Origin of the sequence: Brevibacillus sp. B_LB10_24 (assembly GCF_046036945.1) — a bacterium.
In the GTDB taxonomy this organism is placed as follows: Bacteria; Bacillota; Bacilli; order Brevibacillales; family Brevibacillaceae; genus Brevibacillus_C.
Map to the genome: position 1 here is coordinate 84,340 of NZ_JBJQOQ010000016.1, position 25,380 is coordinate 109,719.

The 25,380-nt window shown below is 49.7% G+C and carries 23 protein-coding genes and 1 pseudogene; 20 read left to right on the plus strand and 4 right to left on the minus strand.

Annotated elements, in window-relative coordinates; all coding sequences use genetic code 11:
* Positions 1-5 precede the first annotated feature (5 nt).
* The 5 genes from ACI7RC_RS15775 to ACI7RC_RS15795 all read left to right on the plus strand — a co-directional run bounded on the left by ACI7RC_RS15775 (position 6) and on the right by ACI7RC_RS15795 (position 4,219).
* Complete coding sequence (locus ACI7RC_RS15775; protein ID WP_408109188.1) at positions 6-449, plus strand: hypothetical protein; 444 nt, start codon at positions 6-8, stop codon at positions 447-449.
* A 6-nt stretch (positions 450-455) separates the two neighbouring features.
* The gene (locus ACI7RC_RS15780) at positions 456-1,073 is read left to right on the plus strand and encodes a Sec-independent protein translocase family protein (RefSeq protein WP_408109189.1); all 618 of its coding nucleotides are present in this window, start codon (positions 456-458) and stop codon (positions 1,071-1,073) included.
* A 158-nt stretch (positions 1,074-1,231) separates the two neighbouring features.
* The gene (locus tag ACI7RC_RS15785) at positions 1,232-1,456 is read left to right on the plus strand and encodes a hypothetical protein (protein WP_408109190.1); all 225 of its coding nucleotides are present in this window, start codon (positions 1,232-1,234) and stop codon (positions 1,454-1,456) included.
* A 41-nt stretch (positions 1,457-1,497) separates the two neighbouring features.
* Positions 1,498-1,950, plus strand: coding sequence for a LysR family transcriptional regulator substrate-binding protein (locus tag ACI7RC_RS15790; RefSeq protein ID WP_408109210.1), 453 nt, complete (start codon positions 1,498-1,500; stop codon positions 1,948-1,950).
* Positions 1,951-2,020: 70 nt separating this feature from the next.
* The gene (locus ACI7RC_RS15795; protein ID WP_408109191.1) at positions 2,021-4,219 is read left to right on the plus strand and encodes a DNA topoisomerase III; all 2,199 of its coding nucleotides are present in this window, start codon (positions 2,021-2,023) and stop codon (positions 4,217-4,219) included.
* Positions 4,220-4,354: 135 nt separating this feature from the next.
* Here the strand turns inward: ACI7RC_RS15795 and ACI7RC_RS15800 are convergent, their stop codons facing one another.
* Positions 4,355-5,593, minus strand: coding sequence for an MFS transporter (locus ACI7RC_RS15800; RefSeq protein ID WP_408109192.1), 1,239 nt, complete (start codon positions 5,591-5,593; stop codon positions 4,355-4,357).
* A 300-nt stretch (positions 5,594-5,893) separates the two neighbouring features.
* On the opposite strand from ACI7RC_RS15800, the gene ACI7RC_RS15805 reads away from it, so the two are divergent.
* The 14 genes from ACI7RC_RS15805 to ACI7RC_RS15870 all read left to right on the plus strand — a co-directional run bounded on the left by ACI7RC_RS15805 (position 5,894) and on the right by ACI7RC_RS15870 (position 21,729).
* On the plus strand, positions 5,894-6,844 hold the full coding sequence (locus ACI7RC_RS15805) for a sugar-binding transcriptional regulator (protein WP_408109193.1): 951 nt from the start codon (positions 5,894-5,896) through the stop codon (positions 6,842-6,844).
* Between the two features lie 12 nt (positions 6,845-6,856).
* The gene (locus ACI7RC_RS15810; RefSeq protein WP_408109194.1) at positions 6,857-7,852 is read left to right on the plus strand and encodes a 2-hydroxyacid dehydrogenase; all 996 of its coding nucleotides are present in this window, start codon (positions 6,857-6,859) and stop codon (positions 7,850-7,852) included.
* A gap of 14 nt (positions 7,853-7,866) precedes the next feature.
* Complete coding sequence (locus tag ACI7RC_RS15815) at positions 7,867-9,303, plus strand: FGGY-family carbohydrate kinase (RefSeq protein ID WP_408109195.1); 1,437 nt, start codon at positions 7,867-7,869, stop codon at positions 9,301-9,303.
* Between the two features lie 29 nt (positions 9,304-9,332).
* Positions 9,333-9,962: a class II aldolase/adducin family protein gene (locus tag ACI7RC_RS15820; RefSeq protein ID WP_408109196.1), complete on the plus strand. Its 630-nt coding sequence runs from the start codon at positions 9,333-9,335 to the stop codon at positions 9,960-9,962.
* A gap of 229 nt (positions 9,963-10,191) precedes the next feature.
* Complete coding sequence (locus tag ACI7RC_RS15825; protein WP_408109197.1) at positions 10,192-10,887, plus strand: response regulator transcription factor; 696 nt, start codon at positions 10,192-10,194, stop codon at positions 10,885-10,887.
* On the plus strand, positions 10,880-11,992 hold the full coding sequence (locus ACI7RC_RS15830; RefSeq protein ID WP_408109198.1) for a HAMP domain-containing sensor histidine kinase: 1,113 nt from the start codon (positions 10,880-10,882) through the stop codon (positions 11,990-11,992). The genes ACI7RC_RS15825 and ACI7RC_RS15830 overlap by 8 nt, the downstream gene beginning before the upstream one ends.
* A gap of 102 nt (positions 11,993-12,094) precedes the next feature.
* Positions 12,095-12,979, plus strand: a complete 885-nt coding sequence (locus ACI7RC_RS15835; RefSeq protein ID WP_408109199.1) for a M15 family metallopeptidase — start codon at positions 12,095-12,097, stop codon at positions 12,977-12,979.
* Between the two features lie 39 nt (positions 12,980-13,018).
* Positions 13,019-13,249 carry a hypothetical protein gene (locus tag ACI7RC_RS15840; RefSeq protein WP_408109200.1) on the plus strand — a complete coding sequence of 77 codons (231 nt, stop codon included), beginning with the start codon at positions 13,019-13,021 and terminating at the stop codon, positions 13,247-13,249.
* Positions 13,250-13,407: 158 nt separating this feature from the next.
* Positions 13,408-14,466, plus strand: a complete 1,059-nt coding sequence (gene desA, locus ACI7RC_RS15845; RefSeq protein ID WP_408109211.1) for a Delta(5) desaturase DesA — start codon at positions 13,408-13,410, stop codon at positions 14,464-14,466.
* A 176-nt stretch (positions 14,467-14,642) separates the two neighbouring features.
* Positions 14,643-15,341 carry a FadR/GntR family transcriptional regulator gene (locus ACI7RC_RS15850; RefSeq protein WP_408109201.1) on the plus strand — a complete coding sequence of 233 codons (699 nt, stop codon included), beginning with the start codon at positions 14,643-14,645 and terminating at the stop codon, positions 15,339-15,341.
* Positions 15,342-15,621: 280 nt separating this feature from the next.
* Entirely contained in the window at positions 15,622-17,421 is a 1,800-nt protein-coding gene (locus ACI7RC_RS15855) for an L-lactate permease (protein ID WP_408109202.1), read from the plus strand.
* 209 nt (positions 17,422-17,630) lie between these two features.
* The gene (locus tag ACI7RC_RS15860) at positions 17,631-18,944 is read left to right on the plus strand and encodes an FAD-binding oxidoreductase (RefSeq protein WP_408109203.1); all 1,314 of its coding nucleotides are present in this window, start codon (positions 17,631-17,633) and stop codon (positions 18,942-18,944) included.
* 1 nt (position 18,945) lies between these two features.
* Positions 18,946-20,283, plus strand: a complete 1,338-nt coding sequence (locus ACI7RC_RS15865; protein ID WP_408109204.1) for a (Fe-S)-binding protein — start codon at positions 18,946-18,948, stop codon at positions 20,281-20,283.
* A 21-nt stretch (positions 20,284-20,304) separates the two neighbouring features.
* Complete coding sequence (locus tag ACI7RC_RS15870; protein WP_408109205.1) at positions 20,305-21,729, plus strand: FAD-linked oxidase C-terminal domain-containing protein; 1,425 nt, start codon at positions 20,305-20,307, stop codon at positions 21,727-21,729.
* 77 nt (positions 21,730-21,806) lie between these two features.
* Here ACI7RC_RS15870 and ACI7RC_RS15875 read toward each other — a convergent pair.
* From ACI7RC_RS15875 to ACI7RC_RS15885, 3 genes and pseudogenes are all read right to left on the minus strand, one after another.
* Positions 21,807-22,220 (minus strand): annotated as a pseudogene (locus ACI7RC_RS15875) (cupin domain-containing protein); the annotation flags it as partial.
* Entirely contained in the window at positions 22,159-22,284 is a 126-nt protein-coding gene (locus tag ACI7RC_RS15880; RefSeq protein WP_408109206.1) for a hypothetical protein, read from the minus strand. The gene ACI7RC_RS15880 and the pseudogene ACI7RC_RS15875, both read right to left, overlap by 62 nt.
* 29 nt (positions 22,285-22,313) lie before the next feature.
* The gene (locus tag ACI7RC_RS15885; RefSeq protein ID WP_408109207.1) at positions 22,314-24,062 is read right to left on the minus strand and encodes a protein kinase domain-containing protein; all 1,749 of its coding nucleotides are present in this window, start codon (positions 24,060-24,062) and stop codon (positions 22,314-22,316) included.
* Between the two features lie 157 nt (positions 24,063-24,219).
* Between ACI7RC_RS15885 and ACI7RC_RS15890 the strand changes: the two genes are divergently transcribed.
* Positions 24,220-25,197 (plus strand): quinone oxidoreductase family protein, encoded by a 978-nt coding sequence (locus ACI7RC_RS15890; protein ID WP_408109208.1) that lies wholly within the window; start codon positions 24,220-24,222, stop codon positions 25,195-25,197.
* The last annotated feature ends 183 nt before the right edge of the window (positions 25,198-25,380 follow it).

Sequence of the window (25,380 nt, forward strand, 5' to 3'; positions counted from 1 at the left end):
CCTCCATGAAATGGGTGTTTGCGATATTCTATCATCCAATGATGGTGTTGTTTATTTTACTTATTTTTTTGCAGCCATTTATTTTCTTTAGTGATCTAAAGCAAATTCTCACACAAGAAGTACCGACTAGTCCTTTTACATTTTCACTTATGGGCCTGGAGGCGCTCTGGGTCTATATTGCCATGAAAAGCCAATTTTTCGGTAAACCATACCGAAAGTTGACGATCCTGCTTCCCTTGCTGCAGATGTTTTTATATACTTGCATCGCTCTAAATGCAGGGCTCTTCTTTGTAAACAAATGGGCCGATCAAGGCTCTTATTCCAAAGGATTGGCAATTGTTTTGGCGATTCTCGCTATACTCGTCGTTCGATTGCTGATGTCGATTCTTTATTGGAAATATCCTCTTGTTCAAAGTTTTAATGAGACGGAAAAGGCGATTAGGAGGTAGAGCCGCTTGCCGCAGCGTTCAGAATTACGAGAGAGAGACGAGCAAAACAAACATATTCAGCGACAGTGGTCAGAAGAGAGGGATATACATTCAGAACAACAAAGGTTGACTGAAGATACACATCGACAGCCTTTTTATCGAAAAAAGAAGCACCAGTTTTGGATGGGCATTACCGCGTTATTGATGGTGCTGTTTACTATGTTTGAAAATACGGGAAGTGGCAGACTGAAAGACGTCCAATCCGGTATTGGCAAGGGAATGCGAGCCGGTGTTACGCTCGCTGCAGCTGACGATGATATAGACATGCAGCCCAGGGACTTCAATATCGAAATGAAGAAGGGGCTGACCACAAGCCGGCTTCTGATATGGGATTTTGCCGCAGAAGACGGGGATGTCGTCACAATAAAGGTAAATGGCAGTGTTCTTGCCGACAATTTAGGGATTTTTCACGAACCCGCGGTACTTGATATTCCCATTCCGAGTATCGTCGAAATCGTCGGTGTCAAAGATGGTGTTGGCGGTATTACCTACGGGGTAAAGTTTCCCGGCGGGGTCGTAAATAATGCCTATTTTAATGCAGCCCCGGTAGGAAGCGCCAACGTGTACACCATTACGGGACAGTGAGTTGCCCGAACAATGGGGGCTTGGGAACAAAACAGCATTCACTTAGCTGGTTGAGGAGAGGGTCTGGGGCCCCTCCTTTTTTTATTTGCCTTATTTATGGTCATGGTGAAACCGTATCATAAGTAATGGCGAAGGTAGAGGCTTTAAAAGAGTACGGAATGATGCGTTTGGCTGAATTGTTTTTTAACCTGAAGACTGCAACACTAAACGGCGTAAAGGCACTTGCAAGCAACAACGGGTATTTCAATCAGGCAAAGCCCGGCCAGTTCAAGTTTGAACGGTCCGACTTCACTTGGACCCCATCCGATGTGCTTGTTGAGTTCCGCGGTTACGTAAATGGGAACCTGGTAATCGGTCAAACCACCGTGAAAGTGCAAAAATAACCCCAGCACAACAGGAAGAAGACTATTAAACAGCGGCTGCTATCCGGAAGCCCTTGAACGATACCCAGCTTGAGATCAAAGAGGTCGTTGAGGTACATGACTGCTTTATAGCAGGACCGAGTTTTGCCCAATTGAAAGGCCGGACAATCAGTCTTTCCGAACTGCTTGCCGCCCCGCTTATCTTGCTCGAAGAAGGCAGCATTTCGCGTCAATACATCAATCGCTACTTTCAGCGATATGGATACGATATTGTAACGGAATTTGAGCTGGGAAATTTGGACCTGCTTGTAGAGTTCGCCAGAATCGGTCTGGGAGTCGCCTGCATAACTCGGGAATTTATCGATTACGACCGTTCTCCCATGCTGTTTGAGCTGGAGTTGGAAGAGCAGATTCCGCCTCGGAAGATCGGGATTATCAAGCTGAAACATAGCGCTTTATCGCAAGCCGCACAAACGTTCATTGATTCTTTTTTGACCATTTGCAGCAAAGATTAACTCCCCGCCAACCGTATTTTTTGTTTAGAATGGAAATATTGAATGTGAGAAGGTTTGAAAGGAGTCGCAAATGAGCAAAACACTGGTACTGGCTGAAAAGCCTTCGGTTGGACGGGACATCGCGAGAGTACTGCAATGTCCAAAAAAGGGAAACGGTTACTTTGAAGGAGATAGATATATCGTGACGTGGGCACTGGGGCATCTCGTCACGTTGGCCGATCCGGAAGCGTACGGCGAACAATACCGTTCATGGAGGATCGAGGATTTGCCGATCCTGCCTGCTTCCTTCCGGCTAGTGGTGATTCGGGAGAGCAGCAAGCAGTTTCAAGCGGTCAAACAGCAGATGGGCCGCAAAGATGTAAAGGAGATCGTGATCGCTACCGACGCGGGCCGGGAAGGAGAGCTTGTAGCCAGGTGGATTCTCGAGATGGCGCGGGTAAACAAGCCGGTCAAGCGCCTCTGGATCTCGTCAGTGACCGATAAAGCAATTCTGGAGGGTTTCCGGAAGGTAAAAGACGGAAAAGAATACGAGCAGCTCTACGCGGCTGCCGCCGCCCGCGCGGAAGCGGACTGGGTGGTGGGTATCAACGCGACGCGGGCTTTGACGAGCAAGCACAATGCCCAGCTTTCCTGCGGCCGCGTGCAGACACCCACGCTTGCCATGATCGCCAAGCGGGAGGAAGAAATCCACGCGTTTACGCCGAAGCCGTACTACGGAATCTCAGCTGTGGCCAAGAACGGCCTGCGGCTGGTTTGGCAGGAGGCGAAAACGAAGGATATCAAGACCTTTTCCAAGGAGACCTGCGAGCAAATCATCAAGTCCATCAAGGGAAAAGAGGCGGAGGTGACCGAGGTCAAGAAAGCGCAGAAAAAAAGCTACGCGCCTCTGCTCTATGATTTGACCGAGCTGCAGCGGGACGCCAACAAGTTCTTCGGCTTTTCCGCCAAGGAGACGCTTTCTATTATGCAGAGTCTCTACGAGCATCATAAGGTGCTGACCTATCCGCGCACCGATTCCCGCTATCTCTCCTCCGATATCGTGGAGACGCTGGCCGACCGGGTCAAGGCAGTGCAGATCAAGCCGTACTCCCAACTGGCGGCAAAAGTCCTGCGCAGCGGGATCAAGGCAAACAAATCCTTTGTCGATGACAGCAAAGTATCTGACCACCACGCCATTATTCCGACAGAGCAGACTGTCTTTCTCGGGAACCTGAGCGACAGGGAACGGAAGATCTTTGACCTGGTAGTAAAACGCTTCCTGGCCGTCTTGTTTCCTCCTTTTGAATACGAGCAGACCACGATCCAGGCCAAAATCGGCGATCAGTCATTTGTCGCCAAAGGGAAGCGGGTCATCTCCCAAGGCTGGAGAGAGGTGTACGATCACGACTACGAGGAAGAGGAGGCCAAAGACGGCGTCGCCGAACAACTGCTTCCAGATATCTCCACAGGGGATCGGCTTTCCATCACCTCTGTCACCCAAACAACAGGTGAGACGAAGCCGCCCGAGCCGTTCACGGAAGCCAGTCTCCTGTCGGCGATGGAGAACCCGGCGAAGTACATGGCCCATGAAAAGAAGGAGCTGATCCAGACCATCGGGGAAACGGGCGGGCTTGGCACGGTGGCAACCCGGGCCGATATCATTGAAAAGCTGTTTCATAGTTTCTTGATCGAAAAGAAAGGAAAGCACATCTTCATCACGTCGAAAGGGAAACAGCTGCTGGAGCTGGTGCCGGAAGAGCTGCAATCCCCGACGCTGACAGCACAGTGGGAGCAGAAGCTGAACGCGATCGCCAAAGGGAAGCTGACCAAGCAAGCCTTTATCGGCGAGATGAAAAACTACGCCAAGGCAGTCGTTCAGGAGATCAAGCACAGCGAGAAGAGGTTCCGGCACGATAATCTGACGCGGACGAAGTGTCCGGAGTGCGGGAAGTTCTTGCTTGAAGTGAACGGAAAAAGAGGCAAGATGCTTGTCTGTCAGGATCGGGAATGCGGGTACCGGAAAAGCGTTGCCAAATCGACAAATGCAAGATGCCCGCAATGCCACAAGCGGCTGGAGCTCAGAGGCGAGGGAGAGGGGCAAGTGTTCGTCTGCGTTTGCGGCCACAGAGAGAAGCTGTCTGCTTTCCAGGAGAGGCGCAACAAGGAAAAAAGCAGCAAGATGTCCAAACGGGAAGTAGCCCAATATCTGAAAGGGCAGGAAAAGGAAGCAGACGGCATGATGAATACCGCGCTCAAGGATGCTCTTGCCAAACTTAAACTGGAGGACTGACGAAGCTGAAGCAGCCAGGAGACTTTCACTGGCGGCGAAAAATAGACGTAACCGGAGTCATGCCTTTTACTGGCACGGACTCCGGAATACGTACCGGGTATTGCTAACTGACTTCGGCAGAAAGCAGCGTCTGAATCACTTTTCATCCATAGTAAGGAATTTCGTCAGGTAGGCACCCACAAAATACAGGATGGCCAATACCCAGACAATGCCTGTTTCTCCAAGGTATCCGATTAACAATCCGACAATAGCGGGACCAATAAAGGTCGGCAGGCCGGCGCCCAGATTTAGAATCGACATAGCTGCGCCTTTATCCTCTTTGACCAATGAGGGAACCAGCGCCGATAGAGGCACATAACCCGCAAGCAGTGCTCCCCAGATAAGTCCCAATGCCTGGAGCAACGCGAAATTGCCGGGAGCAAATTGGGGAACGTAATACAACAGTAGCGTTGTAATTCCGCATCCGACTCCGCCAAACCACATAATGGTGTTTCTCCAGCCAAGCTTATCGCCAATAAAACCGAACAACAAGTTGAAAATAATGTTGCTGGTAAAGATCGATCCCCAAATCTGCAGCCATTCTGTCGTCGAAAATCCGTGGTTTTGCATGTACATAGGCAAAAAGACGGGGAACGCAAAAACGGCCGTCGTGTTAATCACACGAACAATTCCGCCGATTAGCACCTTTGGCTCTTGTTTGACGATGAGGAGTCCCTTCATTAATTCTGCAGCTTTGCCGGAGCTTTTGTCGCTTGTGGCGGTTTTCTCGATTTTATCGCGGTTTAACACGAGAGCGAAGAATGCCCCTAGCAACGCCCATAAGACAGAAGTCCATAAGGTATTGATATGTCCGATGGCATTTATCCCCCAGCTTGAAAAATAGGCACCCAGTACAAAGAGTCCGCCTGAAAATACAAACCAAAACCAACCGACAGCGGCCCCTAACTTCTCTTTTGGACTTCGGTAGGAGATCCATACCAAGAAGGAGTACGCAAACAGCGGGTATCCAAATCCTCTTAGAGCGTATGCCGGTATCATCAACTGTAGAGAAAAGTTTTGCAGTCCGTAATGGATAAAGGCGACGGAGCCTAAAAGGTAGAAGATCAATCCGAACGTCATTGCCTTTCTTGGTCCAAACATTTCCACAAGGACGCCGGAGAACCAGGATGATATGGCGATGGTAATCCCGTATACTGTAAACAACGAAGCAGATTGCTGAACTGAAAATCCGTGTTCAATCAGGTAAGGACTCAGCCAGCCTTGTTCGATTCCGTCTCCCATCATGAAAATGATGATGCCGAGATAGCCCCAGAACAAACTGGGAGGTATTCCGATGGAGGCTAGAAATTTCCCTTTTCCGTTTATGGTTGTCATATTCGCTATGCTCCTTTTTTCTAAAGCGTTTTCATTTTGTACTAGTGATTAGTGAAAAACTTTTGTCCGTAAGCACCCCTTTCTAATTGAGTAACTCGGATCCACACTTTGGACATTTGCTCAAAAAATGATATAATGTCTATAGCTGGATTTTAGCAAGATGACTGAATAATATCAAATATTTTTTGTTGATTTTAAAAAATACCATCAAAATCGCTGTTTTGAGGATTATTTTCCTTTTGCTAAGAAACAAATGGTGTTTGCAAACGCATTTGCCGTATGTATAATGGAGGATGAAAAATGAGAAAAGGTATTGAAAATGAGCAAATGTCCGAGAGGGGTTTTTTGGAGAGAATCGCCAAAATGTACTATATCCTTGGTTTGACCCAAAAAGAGATTGCAGAACAATTGGACATTGGCAGGTCTTCGGTTGCTCGCTTTTTACACGAAGCAAGGGAGGAGGGGATTGTACAGTTTCACATTCAGTCCAAGACAGACCATGCAAGAAAAAGCGATTTGGAAGCGAAATTGGTCATGCAATATAAATTAAAAGATGCCGTCGTGGTAAAACGGCATCAAGGATATTCTTTTGAAACCACGATCGTGAATTATTTAAACAGCATTTTGCCCCTCCAAGGCTCGGTCGGATTAAGCTGGGGGAGAACCATGTACTTTGTCGGTCAGTTCATGCACCTGTGCGAACCGCGCCCTCAATTGAAGCTGGTTCAATTATGCGGCAGCGCGGGAACGAAAGAAAACGAGATTCCTGCCTCGGCTCTTATCCAAACCTGGGCGTATGCGATAGATGCCAAACCATTCTTCCTGCCTGCTCCGACGATCGTGGAGAGCAAGGAAATCAGAGACATTCTGCTGAAGGATGAAAACATCAAAAACAGCTATCAAGAAATTCGCAATGTGGATCTGGCGATTGTAGGCATAGGAAATACCGAACCGGATACAGCCATTTTAAGTGCGAATTTCATCAATGGATTGACGAGTGAAAAGCTCAAAGAAAAGAGCGTAGGCGATGTAAATCTGCATTTTTTCGATGAAAATGGAGATTTTACGATGCCGGAGATTTCCGGGAGGGTGATAGGCGCTTCCCCTCTGGATTTTATGAGAATACCCACTCGAGTCGGAATGGCCTATGGAGTGAATAAGAAAGATGCCATTTTAGGCGCTTTAAAGGGGCGGATCGTCAATATTTTATTGACAGACGAGGAGACGGCCCAATTGCTGGTAGAAGAATAGGAGGATGTATCGATGAACATCTTGGTGACTGCTCCTTATAACGCGGCTTGCCTGCAGCAGTTAAAAGAAGAATTCGGCGAAGTCAAATATTTGTCCTGGAAGGAACACGGGAGAGAGTTTTCCGAAGATGAGATCTTGGCACTGCTAAAAGAATGCAACGCTGATGGGCTGATCACAGAATTGGACGAAGTGACGAAAAAAGTGATCGCCGGCCATCCCAAGCTAAAATTTATCGGGGTATGCAGAGCGAATCCTGTCAATGTGGATGTGGCGGCAGCTTCCGGGCAGGGCATCCCGGTGTTTCACACACCTGCCCGCAATGCGCAGGCGGTTGCAGAATTGTTCATTGGGAACGTCATTTCATTTTTGCGGCACACCATTCCAAGCACCAAATGGTTGGCGGAGAAAAATTGGGAAGGCGAATCATTTAGCGCTTACCTGAATTTTAAAGGGAATGAACTGGCGGGGAAAACAGTCGGGTTTGTCGGATTTGGAGCGGTTCCGCAAAAAATCGCCAATATGATCAAACACTTTCCTTGTTCCATTCAGTATTACGATCCGTTTGTGGCTGTCGAGTCCGTCGGTTACAAGCAGCTTGCCTTGGAAGAAATCTTCGAACAGAGCGATATCGTCTCGATTCATTTGCCTGTAAACGACAAGACTAAAGGAATGATTTCCGCCGATTTGCTGAAGAGGATGAAAAAAGAAGCCATTTTTGTCAATACGGCACGGGCTGTCGTCGTTGACAATGCAAGTCTGTTGGAGCTGCTGAAAAACAACCAGATCAGAGGCGCCATCCTGGACGTGTTCGATCAGGAGCCGCCGAGTGAACAGGATTACGAGCTGATCCAGCTGCCGAATGTCTTGGCGACTCCCCATATCGCAGGAGCCAGCCATGAAGTGGAAGACCATCACTCCGTCATTATGAATGAAAGTCTGCTGAAATGGGCGAAACATCAAAGTCAACAAAACATTTTCAACAGAAAGTCATTAGTTCCCAATAAATAGGGGTGAAATCCGTTATGAAAAAAGGGTATCTCATCGTCGATATAAGCACGGGGAACGCCTCTGTCGGGATTGCTTCGATCACGGGTGAAGTGTTGGCGCTGGAGAGTTCTGTCATCCAGTACCATAAAGACGCTGATTTTCCCGACAGCCACTTTTTTCAATCGCAGCCAATGTGGGAAAACATCATACAGTTAGCAAAAGAAGTGCAGAAAAAAGCGCCTGATGTTGAGATTTTGGCTGTCTCCTCCACAAGCCAAAGACAAGGAATTGTCTTGTTGGACAGGGATGGTAATTCCTTGATTGGATTCCCCAATATCGATAACCGCGGATTAGAGTGGGAGAGTGACATTAAGGATTTTGACAAGGTGTACGGATTGACAGGCCGCTGGATCAGCACGCTTTTTTCCGCCTTAAAACTGCGCGGAGTAAAGGAAAAACAGCCCTATATCTGGGAGAAAATATCAGCCTTTACGAGTATCAGCGACTGGATTGGATATGAGTGCACCGGAAAGCTCGTCTATGAACCGTCACAGGCATCGGAAACATCTTTATTCGATGTAGGTCAAGGCAAGTGGTCGAAAGAACTGTGCGAACTGTTCGGTATAGAGTATGCCTGGCTGCCTGAGATCAGGGAGAGCGGATCCATACTTGGGAAAATCAAACCCGAGCTGGCCAAGGAACTGAATCTATCGCCGGAGACGCTGTTTATTGTCGGCGGAGCGGATACCCAATTAGCGGTGAAAGGAACACAACCGGAACTGGGCGATATCGTTATTGTTTCCGGCACCACCACACCGATTACAAAGGTCGTCGACAGATATACAGTGGACTCTATGGCGCGCTGCTGGGGAAATCGGTATGTGAATCCCGGCGAATTTGTAATAGAGACGAATGCGGGCGTATCCGGTCTCAACTATCAACGGTTAAAGAGTGTTTTTTTCCCGGATAAGGACTACGCTGAAATAGAAGATGAGGTATTACAACTAAAACATCCCACCTGCGTGGCTTCTTTCGGAACATTGGTCTTTGACAAAAACCTCCCGTTGTCCAAAGGAGGCTTCCTGTTGGACGCGCCGGCACATCAGGATGTAACGGCTGCGGATTTTGTCTTTGCGATCATCTTTGACATCGCTTGCTCCATTAAACACAATTTCGACGTGTTATTGGATATTTCACCCAGCGGCAAGGACTATATATTAGGCTGCGGCGGAGGTTTTCAAGGAAAAGTGCTGCCTCAATTGCTGGCAGATTTATTGCAAAAGGAAATTCGCATCAAGCAAGAATATAAACAAGCCTCCATCGCAGGCGGAGTCATCATCTGCAATGAAGCGCTGCAAATAGAATCTCCTTGCAAATCTGTACTCCAGACCTTTACCCCTTCTCATAATGAACATTTGCACAGCTTGTATCAAAAATGGGCTGCTTTTCGAAGCCAGATAAACGAACGATGAACGATAGAAAATCGAACGGGAGTGATAACATGCAAGTAAAAAAAGACATCGTCCATTACGCAAAATTGATGGAGGCAAATGGTCTGGTCGTTGGAACAGCCGGGAATATCAGCGTGAGAATAGACAATACGATGTACATTACGCCATCCGCCCTGCCGTATGCGGAAATGGAAGAAGAGGACATTCTGGAGGTTGACCTTGTTTCGGGTGCCGTTCTTGCAGGAAAGCGAAAGCCTTCATCCGAAACGCCGATGCATAGCAATATCTATAAACACAACAGCAGAATCAAGGCGATCGTTCACACGCATTCGACTTACGCTACCATGTTTGCCTGTGCCCACCTTCCCATCCCGATCGTCCATTATATAGCGGCGGACATCGGCAACAAGATTGACGTAGCGCCTTATGCGCGATATGGGTCCGAACAATTAGCGGTCCATGCGGTGAATACCTTGGGTGACAATAACGGTGTTTTATTAGCCAACCATGGCGTGATTGCCGTAGGTGAGACGTTAAAGGATGCTTTCAGACGGGCAGAGGCCATTGAAGAGGTGGCTCACTTGGCGTTTGGATGCCACCTGTTGAACAGTGTAAAGCCGCTGAGTGAAAAGGATCTGGCCGAGGCGGTAGAAGGCTTCAAAACGTACGTAAGCGGCTAAGTTCGTACGCTTTGCCGCAGTGACGGCCGCAATAAAAAAAGGGCAGTATCGCTAAACGGGGATGCCCTGATATAGATCGGTCTCAAGCTCTTGATTCCTTCCGTGTTTCGAGAGCTTTTTTCTTGTTTTTCACCGGAAGGCGGATAAAAATCGGCAGAGCCCAATAGAGTAGATTGGCCTTGAACCTGATATACTTATAGAAATGATGCTATACAGGGGGTTGGATAAATTGAGACCGGTTACCATTTTAATAGCCGACGACGAGGCGGAGATCGCAGAGCTGATCGCCCTTCATCTCCAAAAAGAGGGTTACCATACCGTAATAGCGTCCGACGGCAAGGAAGCGATTCACGCTGTTCAAACCCATACGATCGACCTGGCGATTCTCGATATCATGATGCCCAGGTTGGACGGCTATGAAGTAACCCGACAAATTCGCGAGCAGCATAACATGCCGATCATCTTTTTGAGTGCCAAGACTTCAGACATGGATAAGATCTCAGGACTGGTGATGGGGGCAGACGATTATATGACCAAACCGTTTAATCCAATGGAGCTGGTCGCCCGCGTAAATGCTCAGCTGCGACGTGCCAAGCAGTTGAATCAACCGGCAGCAGTGAAAAACACGGTATTGGAGGCGGGCGGATTGGTCATTTCGCCCGATCAGCGCACGGTCAGTCTGTATGGCGAACCGATCGAGCTGACGCCAAAAGAATTTGATATTTTGTATCTGCTGGCCCGTCACCCCAAAAAAGTCTATAGTGCAGAACATATCTTTCAGCAGGTATGGGGCGAAGCGTACTACGACGGCAACAATACCGTCATGGTGCATATACGAACCTTGCGAAAAAAGCTTGGAGAAGATAAAAATAAAAACAAATTGATCAAAACCGTATGGGGCGTGGGGTACTCATTCAATGGCTAACATGATACGGAGCTTCCGGTTTAAAATGATCGTCTTGTTGGGCGCAAGCATGCTTCTGTCCGGTGCGATTACCTATTTGATCTACAAAGCTCTCCAGCTTTATTATCGTTCCAATGTCCGTTACGAGGATTCCCTGCATGATGTTCGCTCCATTATCAGGAATATTGGCGATGTGAACGTATTTTTGATCATTTTTGTCCCGCTTGCGATCTTGTTTTTCTTTCTTCTCACCAAACGTTATGCGGATTATTTTATGGAGATTTCCACTGGAATTCATCAGCTTGCCAATGGCGACTTTACAAGCCGCGTTCAGATCTCATCCGATGATGAATTTGGAGATATTGCCAAAGACATTAATCTGGCAATCGTAAAATTGAAGCAAGCGATAGAAAGAGGAGATTTTGCCGAAAGCAGCAAAGACCAGTTAATCTTGAATTTGGCCCATGATTTACGAACGCCGTTGACATCTGTAATCGGTTATTTGGACTTCATTCTGAATGATGATCACTTGACGAAAGAACAAGTCAAACATTATACAACCATTGCTTTTACCAAGTCCCAGCGATTGGAAAAACTAATCGATGAGTTATTCGAAATAACGAGAATGAACTACGGTATGCTTACGATTGAAAAAAAACCAATCGATTTGAGCGAACTGCTCAAACAAGTAAACGAAGAACTGTATCCCGCCTTTGAAAAAAACGAACTGACCTCCAGAGTGAACGTGATTCCGCATTTGCCGATCTGCGGCGACGGAGAGCTATTAGCGCGCGTATTTGAAAATCTCCTGACTAACGCCATCCGTTATGGAAATGACGGCCAGTTTGTCGATATCAACGGCTATCTTGATGGAGAAGAGGTGGTTGTTCAGGTCATCAACTACGGTGATCAGATCCCGCCGGAGGTGCTGCCGCATATTTTTGAGATGTTCGTCACCGGGGACAAAGCGCGAACCCACCAAGGGGGAAGTACAGGTCTCGGCTTGTTTATTGCCAAGAATATCATCACGCAGCATAACGGAACGATCACAGCTCAGAGCAGTATCGTTCGTACGATCTTTGAAGTGCGTTTGCCGCAAGAGCGTTTATCAGAAGAATCTGTTTAGAAACGAACCCGATGATTTAAGAAATATTTTATGTTTACCCCACTTTTTATTTAAACGGTTTTCTCTATCCTGAATGGGTAAAGCACGAAGGAGGAAGCTGGAATGAAAAAGTGGGTTTTTTGGCTTGTCATCCTATTGCTGGGGTATAAAGCCTTTCAACAGATAGCTGGGGGCTTGCCTATGGATGCAGGCAGCGAACACACGCAAACGCAAGCGGTGACTCCTAAGGAAGGATACCAGACGATCAAAATAGCAAAGGATCAGGTATACCAAGGAAATCTCTTGCTGGTGAATAGAGAGCATCCGGTTCATAACGAGGGAGTAAAATCCGATGTGGTCGATCTGTACCATAATATGGAACTGGTAAGGGGGTACAGTTTGCTCGACAGCTCGATTAAAGTATCAGAGAGTGTAGCGAAAGTATTTTTAGAGATGGTTGAAGCCGCCGAGAAAGATAACGTAAGCCATTTTATGATTAACAGCGGTTATCGCGATTTTGATGAACAAGAACAGCTTTATGAAGAAATGGGCCCAGAGCTTGCGATGCCAGGCGGTTACAGCGAACATAATCTGGGTTTGGCGATCGATATTGGGTCTACGCAGATGAAAATGGAACAAGCTCCTGAAGGAAAATGGCTTGGAGAAAATGCCTGGAAATACGGATTTATTTTACGCTACCCAGAGGACAAAAGAGCGGTCACAGGCACGGTATTTGAACCTTGGCATTACCGTTACGTAGGGTTGCCGCACAGTGCGATTATTCAAGACCATCACTTTGCTTTGGAAGAGTATCTGGATTACGTGAGAGAAAATGAGCACTTGTCGGTTCAAGTCGATGGTGAAACATATGAAATCATCTATTACCCTGTTTCACGCGATACGACTATCGATTTGCCAGTCAATCGCTACTATACGATTTCGGGTGACAACATGGGAGGAATTATTGTGACCTTGTACCCCGAGAACGAGAAGCCGCAGCAGGAGTGAACGGCGTATCGGCAAAAGGTAAGCCATTTGGGAGGTTTCGTGAAAAAGTGGCAGCTGTGCTTCTGCCATCTGAACATCCCGGATAAGCGACGAGTTGTATCTGGGGCAGCGCTATCTGCTGCATACGACTTCTTTATTGAGCGCCAATGCCTGTGGGGTTTTCCTCATCCATCGGGAGCCAATGGCCACAGGCATCAGCAGTTCGCCTCAAACTATCCTCTTATGAAAAATATTGTTCATCGCTTCTTTTCCTCCAATCTGCTACAATGAATAAAACGTTTGTAAGCCCTCCCAAAAATCCAAAAGTCTCTTCATGTAGGTCAAAAATCCCCTTCATACTAGATTTGGGCATGAATCAGTCTCCCCCTTTGATTCGGAATCCAGATAACACTAGTAGGAATACAGAATCGAAAGAGAGGAAGATTACAATCCGCACACGTCAACAAGAACAAGCCAACTGGCGAAAGAGTATCGCCCCCTACGAGAAGCCTCACATCAGGACCAGTGTCTGGCAGCTTTTCAACACGCTTGTACCGTTTGCTCTGCTGTGGTACGCCGCTTACCTGTGCCTGTCGATTTCTTACTGGTTGACCCTGCCTTTGGCTGTTGTGGCCGGAGGGTTTTTGATCCGGATATTTATCATTTTCCACGATTGCTGTCATCAGTCGTTTTTCCGGAACCGGAGAGCGAATGCCATCGTCGGGACGGTCACCGGCATCTTGACTTGCTGTCCCTACGAGCAGTGGCGGTATACCCACTCCGTTCATCACGCCACGAGCAGCAATCTGAACAAGAGAGGAACCGGGGATATCTGGACGCTGACGGTGGACGAGTACGTGTCAGCGCCTCTGTGGAAGCGAATCGTTTACCGGCTCTATCGAAATCCGGTATTGATGTTTGGGCTGGGCCCAATCTACATTTTCCTGATAGATTACCGGTTTAACCGAAAGCGCTGCGGGTTGAAGGAGCGGCTCAACACCTATCTGACCAACGCAAGCATCGCCGCGATTGCCGGGGTTTTGTGCTGGACACTGGGGTGGCAGGCGTTTCTCCTGGTTCAAGGACCGATCTTCCTCATTTCAGGTGCTGCAGGGATCTGGCTGTTTTACGTACAGCACCAGTTTGAAGGCACTTATTTTGAAAAGGAAGAAGATTGGGATTACGTGAAAGCGGCCCTGCAGGGAAGTTCTTTTTACAAGCTGCCGAAGATCCTGCACTGGATTACGGGAAATATCGGTTTTCACCACATTCATCACTTGAGTCCGCGGGTACCGAACTACTATCTGCCTGTGGTTCACAGCCAAAATTCTTTTTTGCAAGAGGTTCCAAGCATCACGCTCTCATCCAGCTTGCAGTCCCTGCGGTTTCGCGTCTGGAATGAGCAGAGCAAGTCATTTGTAGGGTTCAAGGAGATTCGGCGACTTACGATGAAGAACAAGGCAAAGGCTTTCGAGGGGGAGACAGGCGTTTTGCCGGTTGAGTTGTAATATTCGGATGGAGGTCCCTTGCTAATCGAATTTGATTATTTGAAAGAGCCGTCGGGTCAGAGACCATTCCTGTCCGGTGGCTTTGTATTTTCGATTCCCTTGCTATGCCAAATTCTCTGTGTTTAAATGATCTTAATTCAGGATCAGATATCTTGTAACAAAGGGGAGTGAACGAATTGAACATAGAGAAAATTCCTAACAGGAAGATATCTGATATTGTTTCGGAGAAGATCGAACAGTGGATTGTATCAGGCAAGGTGCAGCCAGGAGACAAGCTCCCGTCTGTTCGGGAGTTATGCGAAGCGTTTGACGTCGGGCGCTCTGCTATTCGCGATGCCATTACCACACTAAAGGGGAAGGGACTCGTCGATGTAAAACGGGGGGAAGGGACTTATGTCTGCCACTATAACTACTCCCAGTTGTTTTACGAATCGATCCTGCTAAACCGGAATGATGTCATCAAAATTTATAATGTGCGCAAGATCTTGGAAGCGGGTATCGCCGAGTCAGCTGCCGTTGACCGTCAGCCTGAACACCTGGCCAAGATGAAACACGCCATTGAGAGCATGAAGTCAGCCAATTCGATCGAGGGTTGGGAGGCTGATTACGAATTTCATCTGTCCATAGCGGAAGCCACACAAAATGAAATACTCGTACAGTTGATGGAGATCATATCGTCAACCACGAAGAAGGCCATCATGGACTGCCACAGAATTATATTTTCCGACTCACGACTAAGCCAAAACATCTTAACTCAGCACGAAAACATTTATAAAGCGATTGAAGAGGGAGACAGTACAGCTGCCAGACAGCGCATGCTGGAGCATCTGACGTATGTTGAATCATTATTAAATCAAGTCCAGGACAATCAATAACCGGCAAAACAAACATTCCGCTGCACTTTATCCAGTGAAACGGGATGTTTTTTTGTATTCGGCTATAATTATTTGAATTTACATAATTGACAGAATAAATTGTCAGAATTAAAATATCATAGAACCTATCACATATCAGATATCTTATAACGCAAACGCTAGTGAAGGGGGAGGCTGACAGAGCTAGTAACCAGGGGGAGGGGAGCGATGATAAAGGATTAACGGTTGGCTCATTCTCATTCGTCATCGGAAAAAAAGGTAAGGTGAAGGAGGGTAAGGTATGGGCATAGGCATGCTGTCTTTTTTGTCCCTGCTGCCTATTATCGCTGTCGGACTGTTTCTCGTCGTTTTGCGTTGGCCCGCCAGCAGGGCGATGCCGATTTCCTACATCGTAGCGGCAGCGCTTGCGCTCGTTGTCTGGAAAGTTCCGTTGGCACAGGTTGCCGCAGCTTCGGTGAATGGACTGGTTGTGGCTGCTACGCTTTTATACATTATCTTTGGGGCGATTCTGCTGCTTAATACGCTGCAGGAAAGCGGCGGCCTGAGAACGATCCGTCAAGGCTTTATCGATATTACCCCCGACCGCAGGATTCAAGTCATTATTGTTGCGTGGTTATTCGGTTCCTTTATTGAAGGGGCATCCGGCTTCGGGACTCCTGCAGCCGTTGCTGTGCCTTTGCTGGTCGGTTTGGGTTTTCCGGCGATCGCAGCCGTGATGGCCGGGATGGTCATCCAGAGTACTCCGGTTTCCTTTGGAGCGGTTGGAACCCCTATTGTGGTTGGCGTCAGTAACGGACTAAGTGTAGGCGACTCCGTTAAGCAGTATGCCGCGAGCATCGGGTACTCAGATTGGAGCCAGTTCCTTATGATGGTAGGAACGAAAGTGGCCCTGCTGCACACGATAGCCGGGACGCTTGTGCCGTTGTTTGTCGTCGGATTGATGACCAAGTTTTACGGAAAGAACAAAACCTTTCGTGAAGGGTTGAAGGTATGGAAATTTGCTTTGTTTGCGGCCTTTTCGATGACAATCCCTTATTTGCTGGTGGCAAACCTGCTCGGACCGGAATTTCCTTCGATGACCGGCGGACTGCTAGGATTGGCGATCGTCATCAGCGCAGCAAAGCGGGGATTCCTGATGCCGAAGAAGGAAGACTACTGGGATTTTGATAAAAAAGAGAACTGGGATTCCGAGTGGTCTGGAAAGATCGTCATCCAGGACGTCGCAAGCAAACATGGCGGCATGAGTATAGTGAAGGCTTGGGCACCTTATGTTCTGGTTGGACTGTTTCTCGTTCTCACCAGATTGAAAACGCTTCCTTTAATGGGCATGCTGCAAGCATGGAACGTGAAGATCTCGAATATCTTCGGAACGGATATCACCGCCAGCTTTCAGCCGCTCTACCTGCCAGGCACCATTTTTATCGCGGTCTCGCTCATCACGTATTTCCTTCATCAAATGGACGGAAATCGTTACAAGCAGGCTTGGAAGAACTCTTTGAAAACCACAGTGGCCGCCTCAACGGCACTGGTCTTTACGGTGCCGATGGTCCAGGTATTCATCAGCTCCGGCGGCGGAGCAGCAGGGTTTGAGACCATGCCGATTGCTTTGGCGGAAGGAGTAGCCGCTTTGGCCGGTTCGGCTTGGCCGATCTTTGCTCCCTTTATCGGCGGCATCGGCGCCTTTGTTGCCGGCAGCAATACGGTGAGCAATATGATGTTCGCGTTATTCCAATTTGGCGTCGGTGAGCGAATCGCTGTGGATCCCACATGGGTTGTCGCTCTCCAGGCTGTTGGCGGAGCGGCTGGAAATATGATTTGCGTCCACAACGTCGTCGCAGCTTCTGCTGTCGTGGGATTGGTCGGAAAAGAAGGGTTTGTGATTCGCCAGACCTTGCTGCCTTTCACTTACTACGCCTTGCTGGCAGGGGCGATCGGATATTCGATCGTATGGTATTCGCAAAAAGGGTTGTTCAACATCGGGACGATTATCGCTTTCGCAATCGCGCTTGCAGCGGTATATATCATCAGTACCAATCTGCAGCGGTTGAATGCGATTCAGTCCAAAAAAATCGCTTCCTGAAAATCTGAAATCCATTAGACAAGGAAGGGGGAACAATAAAATGTTTCTCCTTTCGCATTTCTCGAAGGGTTTATGTGTATGAATATTTTAAAATTGCAAAATTGACAAAATAATATTCTGAAAATATAATGAATTTCACAGATCACTTATCTGATATCTGAAAAGTAGATTACGAGGCAGCCAGCAGAAGCGTACCGGGGGTGAAGAGCATGGTATTAACGGCTTTGGATCAGCTTTTTGCAGAAGAAAAGATTCACGTCACGCCGGGGGAATTCCATCCATTAGGCAACAATGGACAATGGATGGCTTACCCCGATTCTGAAGGGCAGATTTCCGCCATTTTACAACATGCGAATGAACGCGGCTTGAGGGTCATTCCCATGGGCGGCGGAACGAAAAGAGGGTTTGGCGGAACGGAAGAGCGGGCCGAGCTTTTGTTGTCGCTTTCACGGCATCGGGGGATTGTAGAGTATTCGAAAGGAGATTTGACGATTACCGTGAAAGCGGGCACAACGATCAAAGAAATAGCCGATTACCTGAAAATGAACAAGCAAATGCTCCCGATTGACCCGTTCTGGCCGGAGCATGCCACGATCGGGGGTGTGGTTGCCGCGAATGACAGCGGCCCCAAGCGTTTGCGATACGGCTCGGCCCGAGATTTGCTCATCGGCCTTCGCCTGGTATACCCTGACGGCCAAGTGATCCGAACAGGCGGAAAAGTGGTGAAAAATGTAGCGGGGTACGATATGAACAAGCTGTTTGTCGGATCAATGGGTACGCTTGCCGTGATCAGTGAACTAACCTTGAAGCTGCGCCCGTGTCCTGCTTATAAAAGTCTGGTCATCCTCACTTTTCCCGATGGAGACTGGCAAGCGATTCGTTCATTCGTCACAGCCATCCTGGACTCCCAAAATGAACCGGTATCACTCGAGGTGGTAAGCCCATCCCTCAGCGAGCGGTTGCACGGGGTGAGGGAGTTTGGCTTGGCCATCGCGTTCGAGGATGTGGAAAAGGCAGTTCAGTACCAGGTTGAATGGCTGAAGCGCCACCTCCCGAAGAACGCTTCTCTCACGGTCCTGTCACAGGATGAGGCAGATGAATGGTGGGATCGTTTTGCCCGGATTCCTCCATATAAAGCCCAGCCTGGTACGGAAGAGGAGATGGAGATCGGTCTGAAGGTAGGCAGCAAGAACTTGGACACGATCGAGGTGGTCTCGCTGTGCCATCAGCTCGGTCAGGAACTTCAGGCAGAGGTGCTCAGCCACGGAGGGGCCGGCCATGGAATCTCCCGCGCCTACGTAAAAGGGAATGAGTCGAAGCTGCTCGCCTTCGTCCATGGGGTACGGAGCCATGCTGAATCGCGGGGCGGTTACGCCATCATCCAGCACGCTCCACTGCCGATCCGTCAGAAGGTTGATGTTTGGGGAGAAAAGCCGGCTTATTTTCCGCTTCTGGAAGGCATCAAGAGAACAGTCGATCCCCACAGCGTGTTAAACCCAAAACGGTTTATAGGAGGGATTTAACATGAGTATCCAACGAAAGGACAACCCGGAGCGCCAGACGAAAAGCAACTACCTGTGGGAAGATCCGCCTGATGAAGATAAGTTCTCAGCATGTGTTCACTGCGGAATGTGTCTGGAATCATGTCCGACTTATCTGGAAACCGGACACGAACACCAATCCCCCAGAGGTCGTGTGCATTTAATCAAGGCGGTTGCCCAGGGCAGGATCGAACTAAATGCAGGATTTGAAGATCCCATTTTCACTTGTCTGGACTGCCGGGCATGTGAAACGGCATGTCCCTCCGGTGTACAAGTCGGTTCTCTCATCGAACAGGCGCGCGGTCAGATTCGCAAATCCATTCCCTTGACCGGTTGGAAGGCCGCTGTCAGCAAGTTCTTTCTGCGGGGGGTCTTCCCGCATCCCAATCGTCTGCATACCTTGGGAAATCTGATCAAGCTGTACCAGAAGAGCGGCATGCAGACTCTGGTCCGCGGTATGGGCCTCTTGAAGATCATGCCGCAGCATCTCCAAAATATGGAGGCAGTCATGCCGGAAGTGAAGGACCCGGTGAGAAAGAAATACCCGGAAATCATTCCAGCCGAGGGCCAGAGGAAAATGCGGGTCGCTCTGCTTACCGGATGTGTGATGGACGTCATGTTTGGCGATATCAACGAGGCGACCATCCGGGTGCTGGTCCGCAATGGGTACGAAGTCGTGGTCCCCCGTGACCAGCGCTGCTGCGGCGCTCTTCACGTCCATGCGGGAGACCGCGACGAAGGGAAGCGGCTGGCCCGGCAAAATATTGACGCCTTTTTGGCCGCAGGAGTAGATAAGATCGTCGTCAATGCTGCTGGATGCGGTTGTGCGCTAAAGGAATATCCTGAGCTGCTTCATTCCGATCCGGAGTACGGGCCAAAAGCAGCCGAATTTGCCGGGAAGATAGAGGACGTGTCCGCCTTTTTGCTGAACCATGGGTACCAAAAGCCGCAAGGAACGGTAAAAACGCGTGTGACCTATCACGACGCCTGCCATCTGGCGCACGGACAAGGCGTTCGCCGGGAACCAAGAGAGCTGCTGCGGGATATCCCGGGTGTGGAAATGGTCGATATGCCTTATGCCGACCGCTGCTGCGGGAGTGCGGGCATCTACAATATAACCAACCCCGACATGGCCGGGAAGGTCTTGGATGAAAAAATGAGTTATGTCCCGGAGGATGTGGATTTGATCTCGATGGGCAACCCCGGGTGCATGCTCCAGATGGCGGTCGGCGTCAGGAAGCATGGACGCAGCGCAAAAGTCGTTCATACGATACAGCTGCTCGATCGGGCCTACCAGGCAGAAGGGGAGAGCGGAAAATGAGGAGGAAAGGAGGAATGGGCGATGCAGGCTGAAGACGCACTTATTCGCGAGCTGGCAGCAATTGTCGGAAAAGAAGCTGTTTTGTACCGGGAAGAGGATCTAATAGCCTATGAGTGCGATGGCTATGTGATTCACAAGCAGCAGCCGCTTGCGGTGGTATTTCCGGCTACCACAGAAGAAGTATCAAGGGTTGTAAAACTGCTCCATCAGCGGAAGATTCCATTTATTCCGCGCGGAGCGGGAACGGGATTGAGCGGGGGAGCTTCCCCTCGAGGGGGGGAAGTCATCATCAGTCTGGTAAAAATGAAAAAACTGCTGCATGTAGACTGGGAAAATCGCTTGGCTGTGGTACAGCCCGGATTCGTCAACCTGAAGCTGACCAACTCTGTAGCGAGTAAAGGGTATTACTACGCCCCTGATCCATCCAGCCAATACGCCTGTACCATCGGGGGAAATGTGGCAGAAAACGCGGGAGGGGCCCACTGCCTGAAATACGGTGTGACCACCAACCACGTACTGGGGATGGAGCTCGTGCTGGCCAATGGGGACATCATTGAAATCGGCGGAGTTCCAGATGCACCCGGCTATGATTTGATGGGGCTTTTAACCGGTTCGGAGGGAACCCTGGCGATTGTTACCCAAATCACGGTCCGCATTCTGAAAAATCCCGAGGACAAGAAAACGGTGCTGGCCTACTTCGACAGTGTGGAAGACGCCAGTTACGCGGTTTCCGACATTATTGCCATCGGGATTGTCCCGGCGGCATTGGAAATGATGGATAAAACCGCCATTGAAGGAGTAGAGGCCGGCAATTATCCGGTCGGCCACCCGCAGGGTCTGCAAGCGCTGCTGCTCATAGAGGTGGACGGCATTTCAGCGGGAATTGAAGATCAAATAGAAGAAATTTTAACGGTATGCAAACAGAGAAACGTTATTCAGGTAAAGGTGGCGGAAACGGAACAGGAGCGGGCCCAGTGGTGGGCAAACCGGAAAACCGCGTTTCCGGCGATGGGGGCTATTTCTCCAGACTATTTGGTACAAGACGGCGTCATTCCCAGAAGCCGGCTCCCAGAGGTGTTGGAAAAGGTGGAGGCGATCAGTCAACGTTCAGGATTGAGAATTGCCAATGTATTTCATGCCGGTGACGGAAATCTCCATCCGCTGATCCTGTTTGATGCAAGAAAGCCGGGAGAAACGGAATTGGCTGCACGGGTCGGGTCCGAGATACTAAAGGTTTGTGCCGATGTCGGAGGCTCCATCACGGGAGAACACGGTGTCGGCATTGAAAAGCAGGAAGAGATGCGCTTTGTTTTCACCGAGGAGGAGATTCAGGCCCAGACGCGGATTCGAAGTGTGTTTAACCCCGAGAACTTATTGAACCCTGACAAACTGTTTCCAAAACCAAGCCGTTGTGCAGAGGTGCGGAAGGCAGCCAGCCATTTGTGACAAACGGTAAAAAGGGCACTCGATCATGGAGTGCCCTTTTGTATTTGCAGCGTTTTAGCTGATGCTTGGGATAACGCTTAAGAAGACTCGCACTCGTCGGATGACTCTGTCATCCAGGGGTATTTGACGACAGGCCATTTCTCCTTGCGCAGCGCGTCCGTCAGCGCCGATCCTACGCATAAATTTTCCTCAACCAGTTCCACAGGAGTCAGCGCCAACCACTGATTCAACGATACGTCAACAAAGCGGTCACTCCGGAACATCTCCAGAAACCACAGGCTGTGATTGCCGGTGTTCTGTATGTAGTGACCGTAGGCAAACGGCACGTATCCAACATCTCCAGCTCGGTAATCGAACGTGCGGGCACTGCCATTGGCGGCAAATACCGTCATCCGCCCCTTGCCGGAGAGGTAGTACTGCCATTCGTCGTTATTCGGGTGCCAATGCATCTCCCGCATCCCCCCTGGCTCGATCTCTACCAGGGCCGCCGCCTGGCGTCAGACGCATGTTAACGCCGGCAAGCGTGGTTGCGACCGGCAGCTCCCTTACCGTCACTTCCCGCGACCAGCCCCCCCCCCCCCGGATTAGTCGTCTTGCAGCAAACCAAGCAGCCTCGCTTTGGCTACAGCTTTCGTCCGGTTGTTTACCTGAAGCTTGTAAAAGATTTTTTTAAGATGGATCTTGACGGTTTCGGTGGCCAAAAACAGGGCTTCCGCCACTTCCGAGTTGGACAGGCCCTCTGCCAAAAGTAGTAACACTTCTCTTTCCCGTTCGGTTAAAGGGTGATTGATTTCAGATAGCAGCTGTTTTTTTGTCTGTTCTTGCTTCGCCTGTTTTGCAAAGGAACGCTGCATCTTCTGTACATACATGATCTGGGAGGCCAGCATTTGCAGAATATGGATTCGGTCCTGGGAAAATGCGCTTTGGATCAGGTTGTTCTCGATGTAAAGAACCCCGGCCAACGTTCCCTGGATCGGGATGGGCAGCCCCAGGATTGATTTCGGCTGCATTTGGACGATATATGGGTCTTGAAGACACCAAGCTGGGCATGCGGCATCGTTCAGAATGAATTCTTCAGATGTCTTCGCGACGAATTGCACGATTGCTTGGCATAGTTGATCGCCGTATTTGGACAACGGCGCAGATTCCCCGGGGGAATTCACCCGCTCGCCCGCTTTCGCGACCGCCTCGACATACATCTGACCATCCCGGACAGACAGTAAAAATGCCTTTTGGCCTCCCGCATTTTCGAGAATAATCGTCATCAGCTTCTGCAGGAGCGCATCCAGATCCATCTCCTGTGAAAAAGCTTGTGACGCTTTCATCACGGCGGCCAAATCGATCAATTGCGAATATTCTACTCCTGGCGAGTCCACCGCTTTTGGTTCATTCGGATCGCTGTTTGCAGCGAGGATCCCCCGGTCGCCGCTATCGGTCTGCCCGGGATAGGCAAAGAGTTCTGCGTTTGCTGCATCATGCATTCCCAGCTCAAAATGATCCCAAGTACCGTTTTTTTCCCAACCGGCAAGACACCTGTTGAGATCGGCGATCAATCCGCGAACGCTTTGGTAACGCTCAGAAGGATTTTTCCGCAGCAGCTTGTAAATGATGGCCCCAACAATGGGTGGGATAGAGACCCCGTCTGGAAAAGGGAGCGGCTGTTTGGCCAGGTGGGCATGTGCCCATTCAACCGGGTCTTTTCCGTAAAACGGCAAGATTCCCGTCAGCAATTCGTAAAACGTAATTCCCAACGAGTACAGGTCCGACCTGCCGTCAATCCCCCAACTCATGCGTCTGGTGCGTTCCGGAGACATATAGGGCGGGCTTCCCTCCATCATGGGGATGCTTCTCCGTGTTTGATCTTGCCTCGCCGTTGTGATCGCGTGGCCAAACCCGGTGATGTAGATTCGCTGTGACGATGGAGACAAAATGAGCGTCTCCGGCCGAATATTCATATGGATGATTTGCTGTTGGTGCAGATTATCCAGTATTTTACAGGTCTTTATCGCCAACTGTAAGAACAGCGGCAGGGGGACGGCGCAGGTTTGAAAATAATGCTGCAATGTTAAGCCATTGACCCATTCGTAAGTTAATACAAGCACATTTCCTTGTCTCATCAGCGAATACGGTTTCAGGACGCCCCGGATGTGCAAATTGCCGGCTATTTCGTATTCATGCATTAATTTTGCGTTCTCGATGATGGAACGAGGCCCGTCCTTTACAATTTTCATCGTCACATAGCTTGAGTTCTGCTCAGAAAAGGCACGGCAAACAAACATATGAGGTTCTTCCAAAATCAACTCCTGAAACCGATAGCCGGGTATGGTAAACATCCTTTGGCTCCTTTAATTGCAGATAATGGATTCCTACCGTGATTATAGCTCTAAAGTCGGAATAAATGATACAATTCAGACAGGTTGAGTGTTCAAAATGGGAAGCATGCCTGAAGGCAATCAGCAGGAAGGCTACTTTTGATCAAGGAGGGCAACTGTGAGAGGAGTATTCGTAACAAAATTTGGCGGATCGGGGGTTTTAGCCTGTCAACATACCGACATGCCTTCCCCTGGACCGACTGAAGTGTTGATCCGGGTAGCGGCAGCCAGCGTCAATTTTGCCGACATTAAAGCGCGATACGGGAAGTACCACGGAGCAAAGACACCTCCGTACATACCGGGACTGGACGTGGCCGGCACGATCGAGGCGGTCGGCGGTGAGGTCACACAATTTCAGGTCGGCCAGCGTGTGATCGCCTTCCCTAATCGGGGGTCTTATGCCGAGTATACGACGGCGGACCAGGTGCTGACCTACGCCATCCCGGACGCGTTGGACATGGAGACGGCGGCGGCTTGTCCGATCGTATCGTTTACCTCCTACAATATGCTTCACAAAGCCGCTGCCCTGCAAGCGGGAGAAACCGTGCTGATCCACGCTGCCGCCGGAGGAGTGGGGACGACGGCAATCCAGCTCGCCAAAATTCTCGGGGCGCGTCAGGTGATCGGAACGGTTGGAAGTGAAGCCAAGGCGGACGCTGCTTATCAGGCTGGTGCGGACTTCGTCATTGCCGGTGACCGCGCCGATTTTGCCGCCAAGGTACAAGAGCTGACCGACGGTAAAGGCGTCGACGTGATCCTGGATTCCATCGGCGGGCAAGTCCTGGAAAACAGCCTCTCCTGTTTGGCAATGTTCGGTCGTCTCGTCCAGTTCGGAAACGCCGGGGGCGGGGCAGGCGGCATCTCTTGGGGTTCGCTGAGTCCTGGCTGCCGCTCGATTCTCGGGTACAGTCTCGGGACCTATCGGCGAGAGCGTCCAGAGGCGCTGCGTCAGAGCGGGGAAGAGGTGATCGCGCTTCTCGCTTCTGGACGGCTGCGCATGATCATCGATCGGACGTTTTCGCTGGAAGAGGCAGCCCAAGCGCAGGATTGGGTCGAGCAGCGGCGCAGCCGGGGCAAGGTGCTGTTGATTCCGTAAGCTGGCCAGATCGGGCTGTCTGCCGTCTCCGTCAGGGGAGGCCTGAAGAGAGAAAGGAGGGTTGCATCTTGAACAGGACATTTGGCCATATTACGATCTTAGTGAAGGACTACGATGAAGCGATCCGCTTCTATCATGCCCACCGAGAGGACTCCCTCTTCAAGCGCCGAAAGAAGCTAAGAG

Coding starts and splice junctions, on each gene's coding strand:
- ACI7RC_RS15775 (WP_408109188.1), top strand. CDS start 6: ATGAAATGGGTGTTTGCGATATTCTATCATCCAATGATGGTGTTGTTT.
- ACI7RC_RS15785 (WP_408109190.1), top strand. CDS start 1,232: ATGATGCGTTTGGCTGAATTGTTTTTTAACCTGAAGACTGCAACACTA.
- ACI7RC_RS15795 (WP_408109191.1), top strand. CDS start 2,021: ATGAGCAAAACACTGGTACTGGCTGAAAAGCCTTCGGTTGGACGGGAC.
- ACI7RC_RS15800 (WP_408109192.1), bottom strand. CDS start 5,593: ATGACAACCATAAACGGAAAAGGGAAATTTCTAGCCTCCATCGGAATA.
- ACI7RC_RS15805 (WP_408109193.1), top strand. CDS start 5,894: ATGAGAAAAGGTATTGAAAATGAGCAAATGTCCGAGAGGGGTTTTTTG.
- ACI7RC_RS15810 (WP_408109194.1), top strand. CDS start 6,857: ATGAACATCTTGGTGACTGCTCCTTATAACGCGGCTTGCCTGCAGCAG.
- ACI7RC_RS15815 (WP_408109195.1), top strand. CDS start 7,867: ATGAAAAAAGGGTATCTCATCGTCGATATAAGCACGGGGAACGCCTCT.
- ACI7RC_RS15820 (WP_408109196.1), top strand. CDS start 9,333: ATGCAAGTAAAAAAAGACATCGTCCATTACGCAAAATTGATGGAGGCA.
- ACI7RC_RS15830 (WP_408109198.1), top strand. CDS start 10,880: ATGGCTAACATGATACGGAGCTTCCGGTTTAAAATGATCGTCTTGTTG.
- ACI7RC_RS15835 (WP_408109199.1), top strand. CDS start 12,095: ATGAAAAAGTGGGTTTTTTGGCTTGTCATCCTATTGCTGGGGTATAAA.
- ACI7RC_RS15855 (WP_408109202.1), top strand. CDS start 15,622: ATGGGCATAGGCATGCTGTCTTTTTTGTCCCTGCTGCCTATTATCGCT.
- ACI7RC_RS15860 (WP_408109203.1), top strand. CDS start 17,631: ATGGTATTAACGGCTTTGGATCAGCTTTTTGCAGAAGAAAAGATTCAC.
- ACI7RC_RS15865 (WP_408109204.1), top strand. CDS start 18,946: ATGAGTATCCAACGAAAGGACAACCCGGAGCGCCAGACGAAAAGCAAC.
- ACI7RC_RS15870 (WP_408109205.1), top strand. CDS start 20,305: ATGCAGGCTGAAGACGCACTTATTCGCGAGCTGGCAGCAATTGTCGGA.
- ACI7RC_RS15885 (WP_408109207.1), bottom strand. CDS start 24,062: ATGTTTACCATACCCGGCTATCGGTTTCAGGAGTTGATTTTGGAAGAA.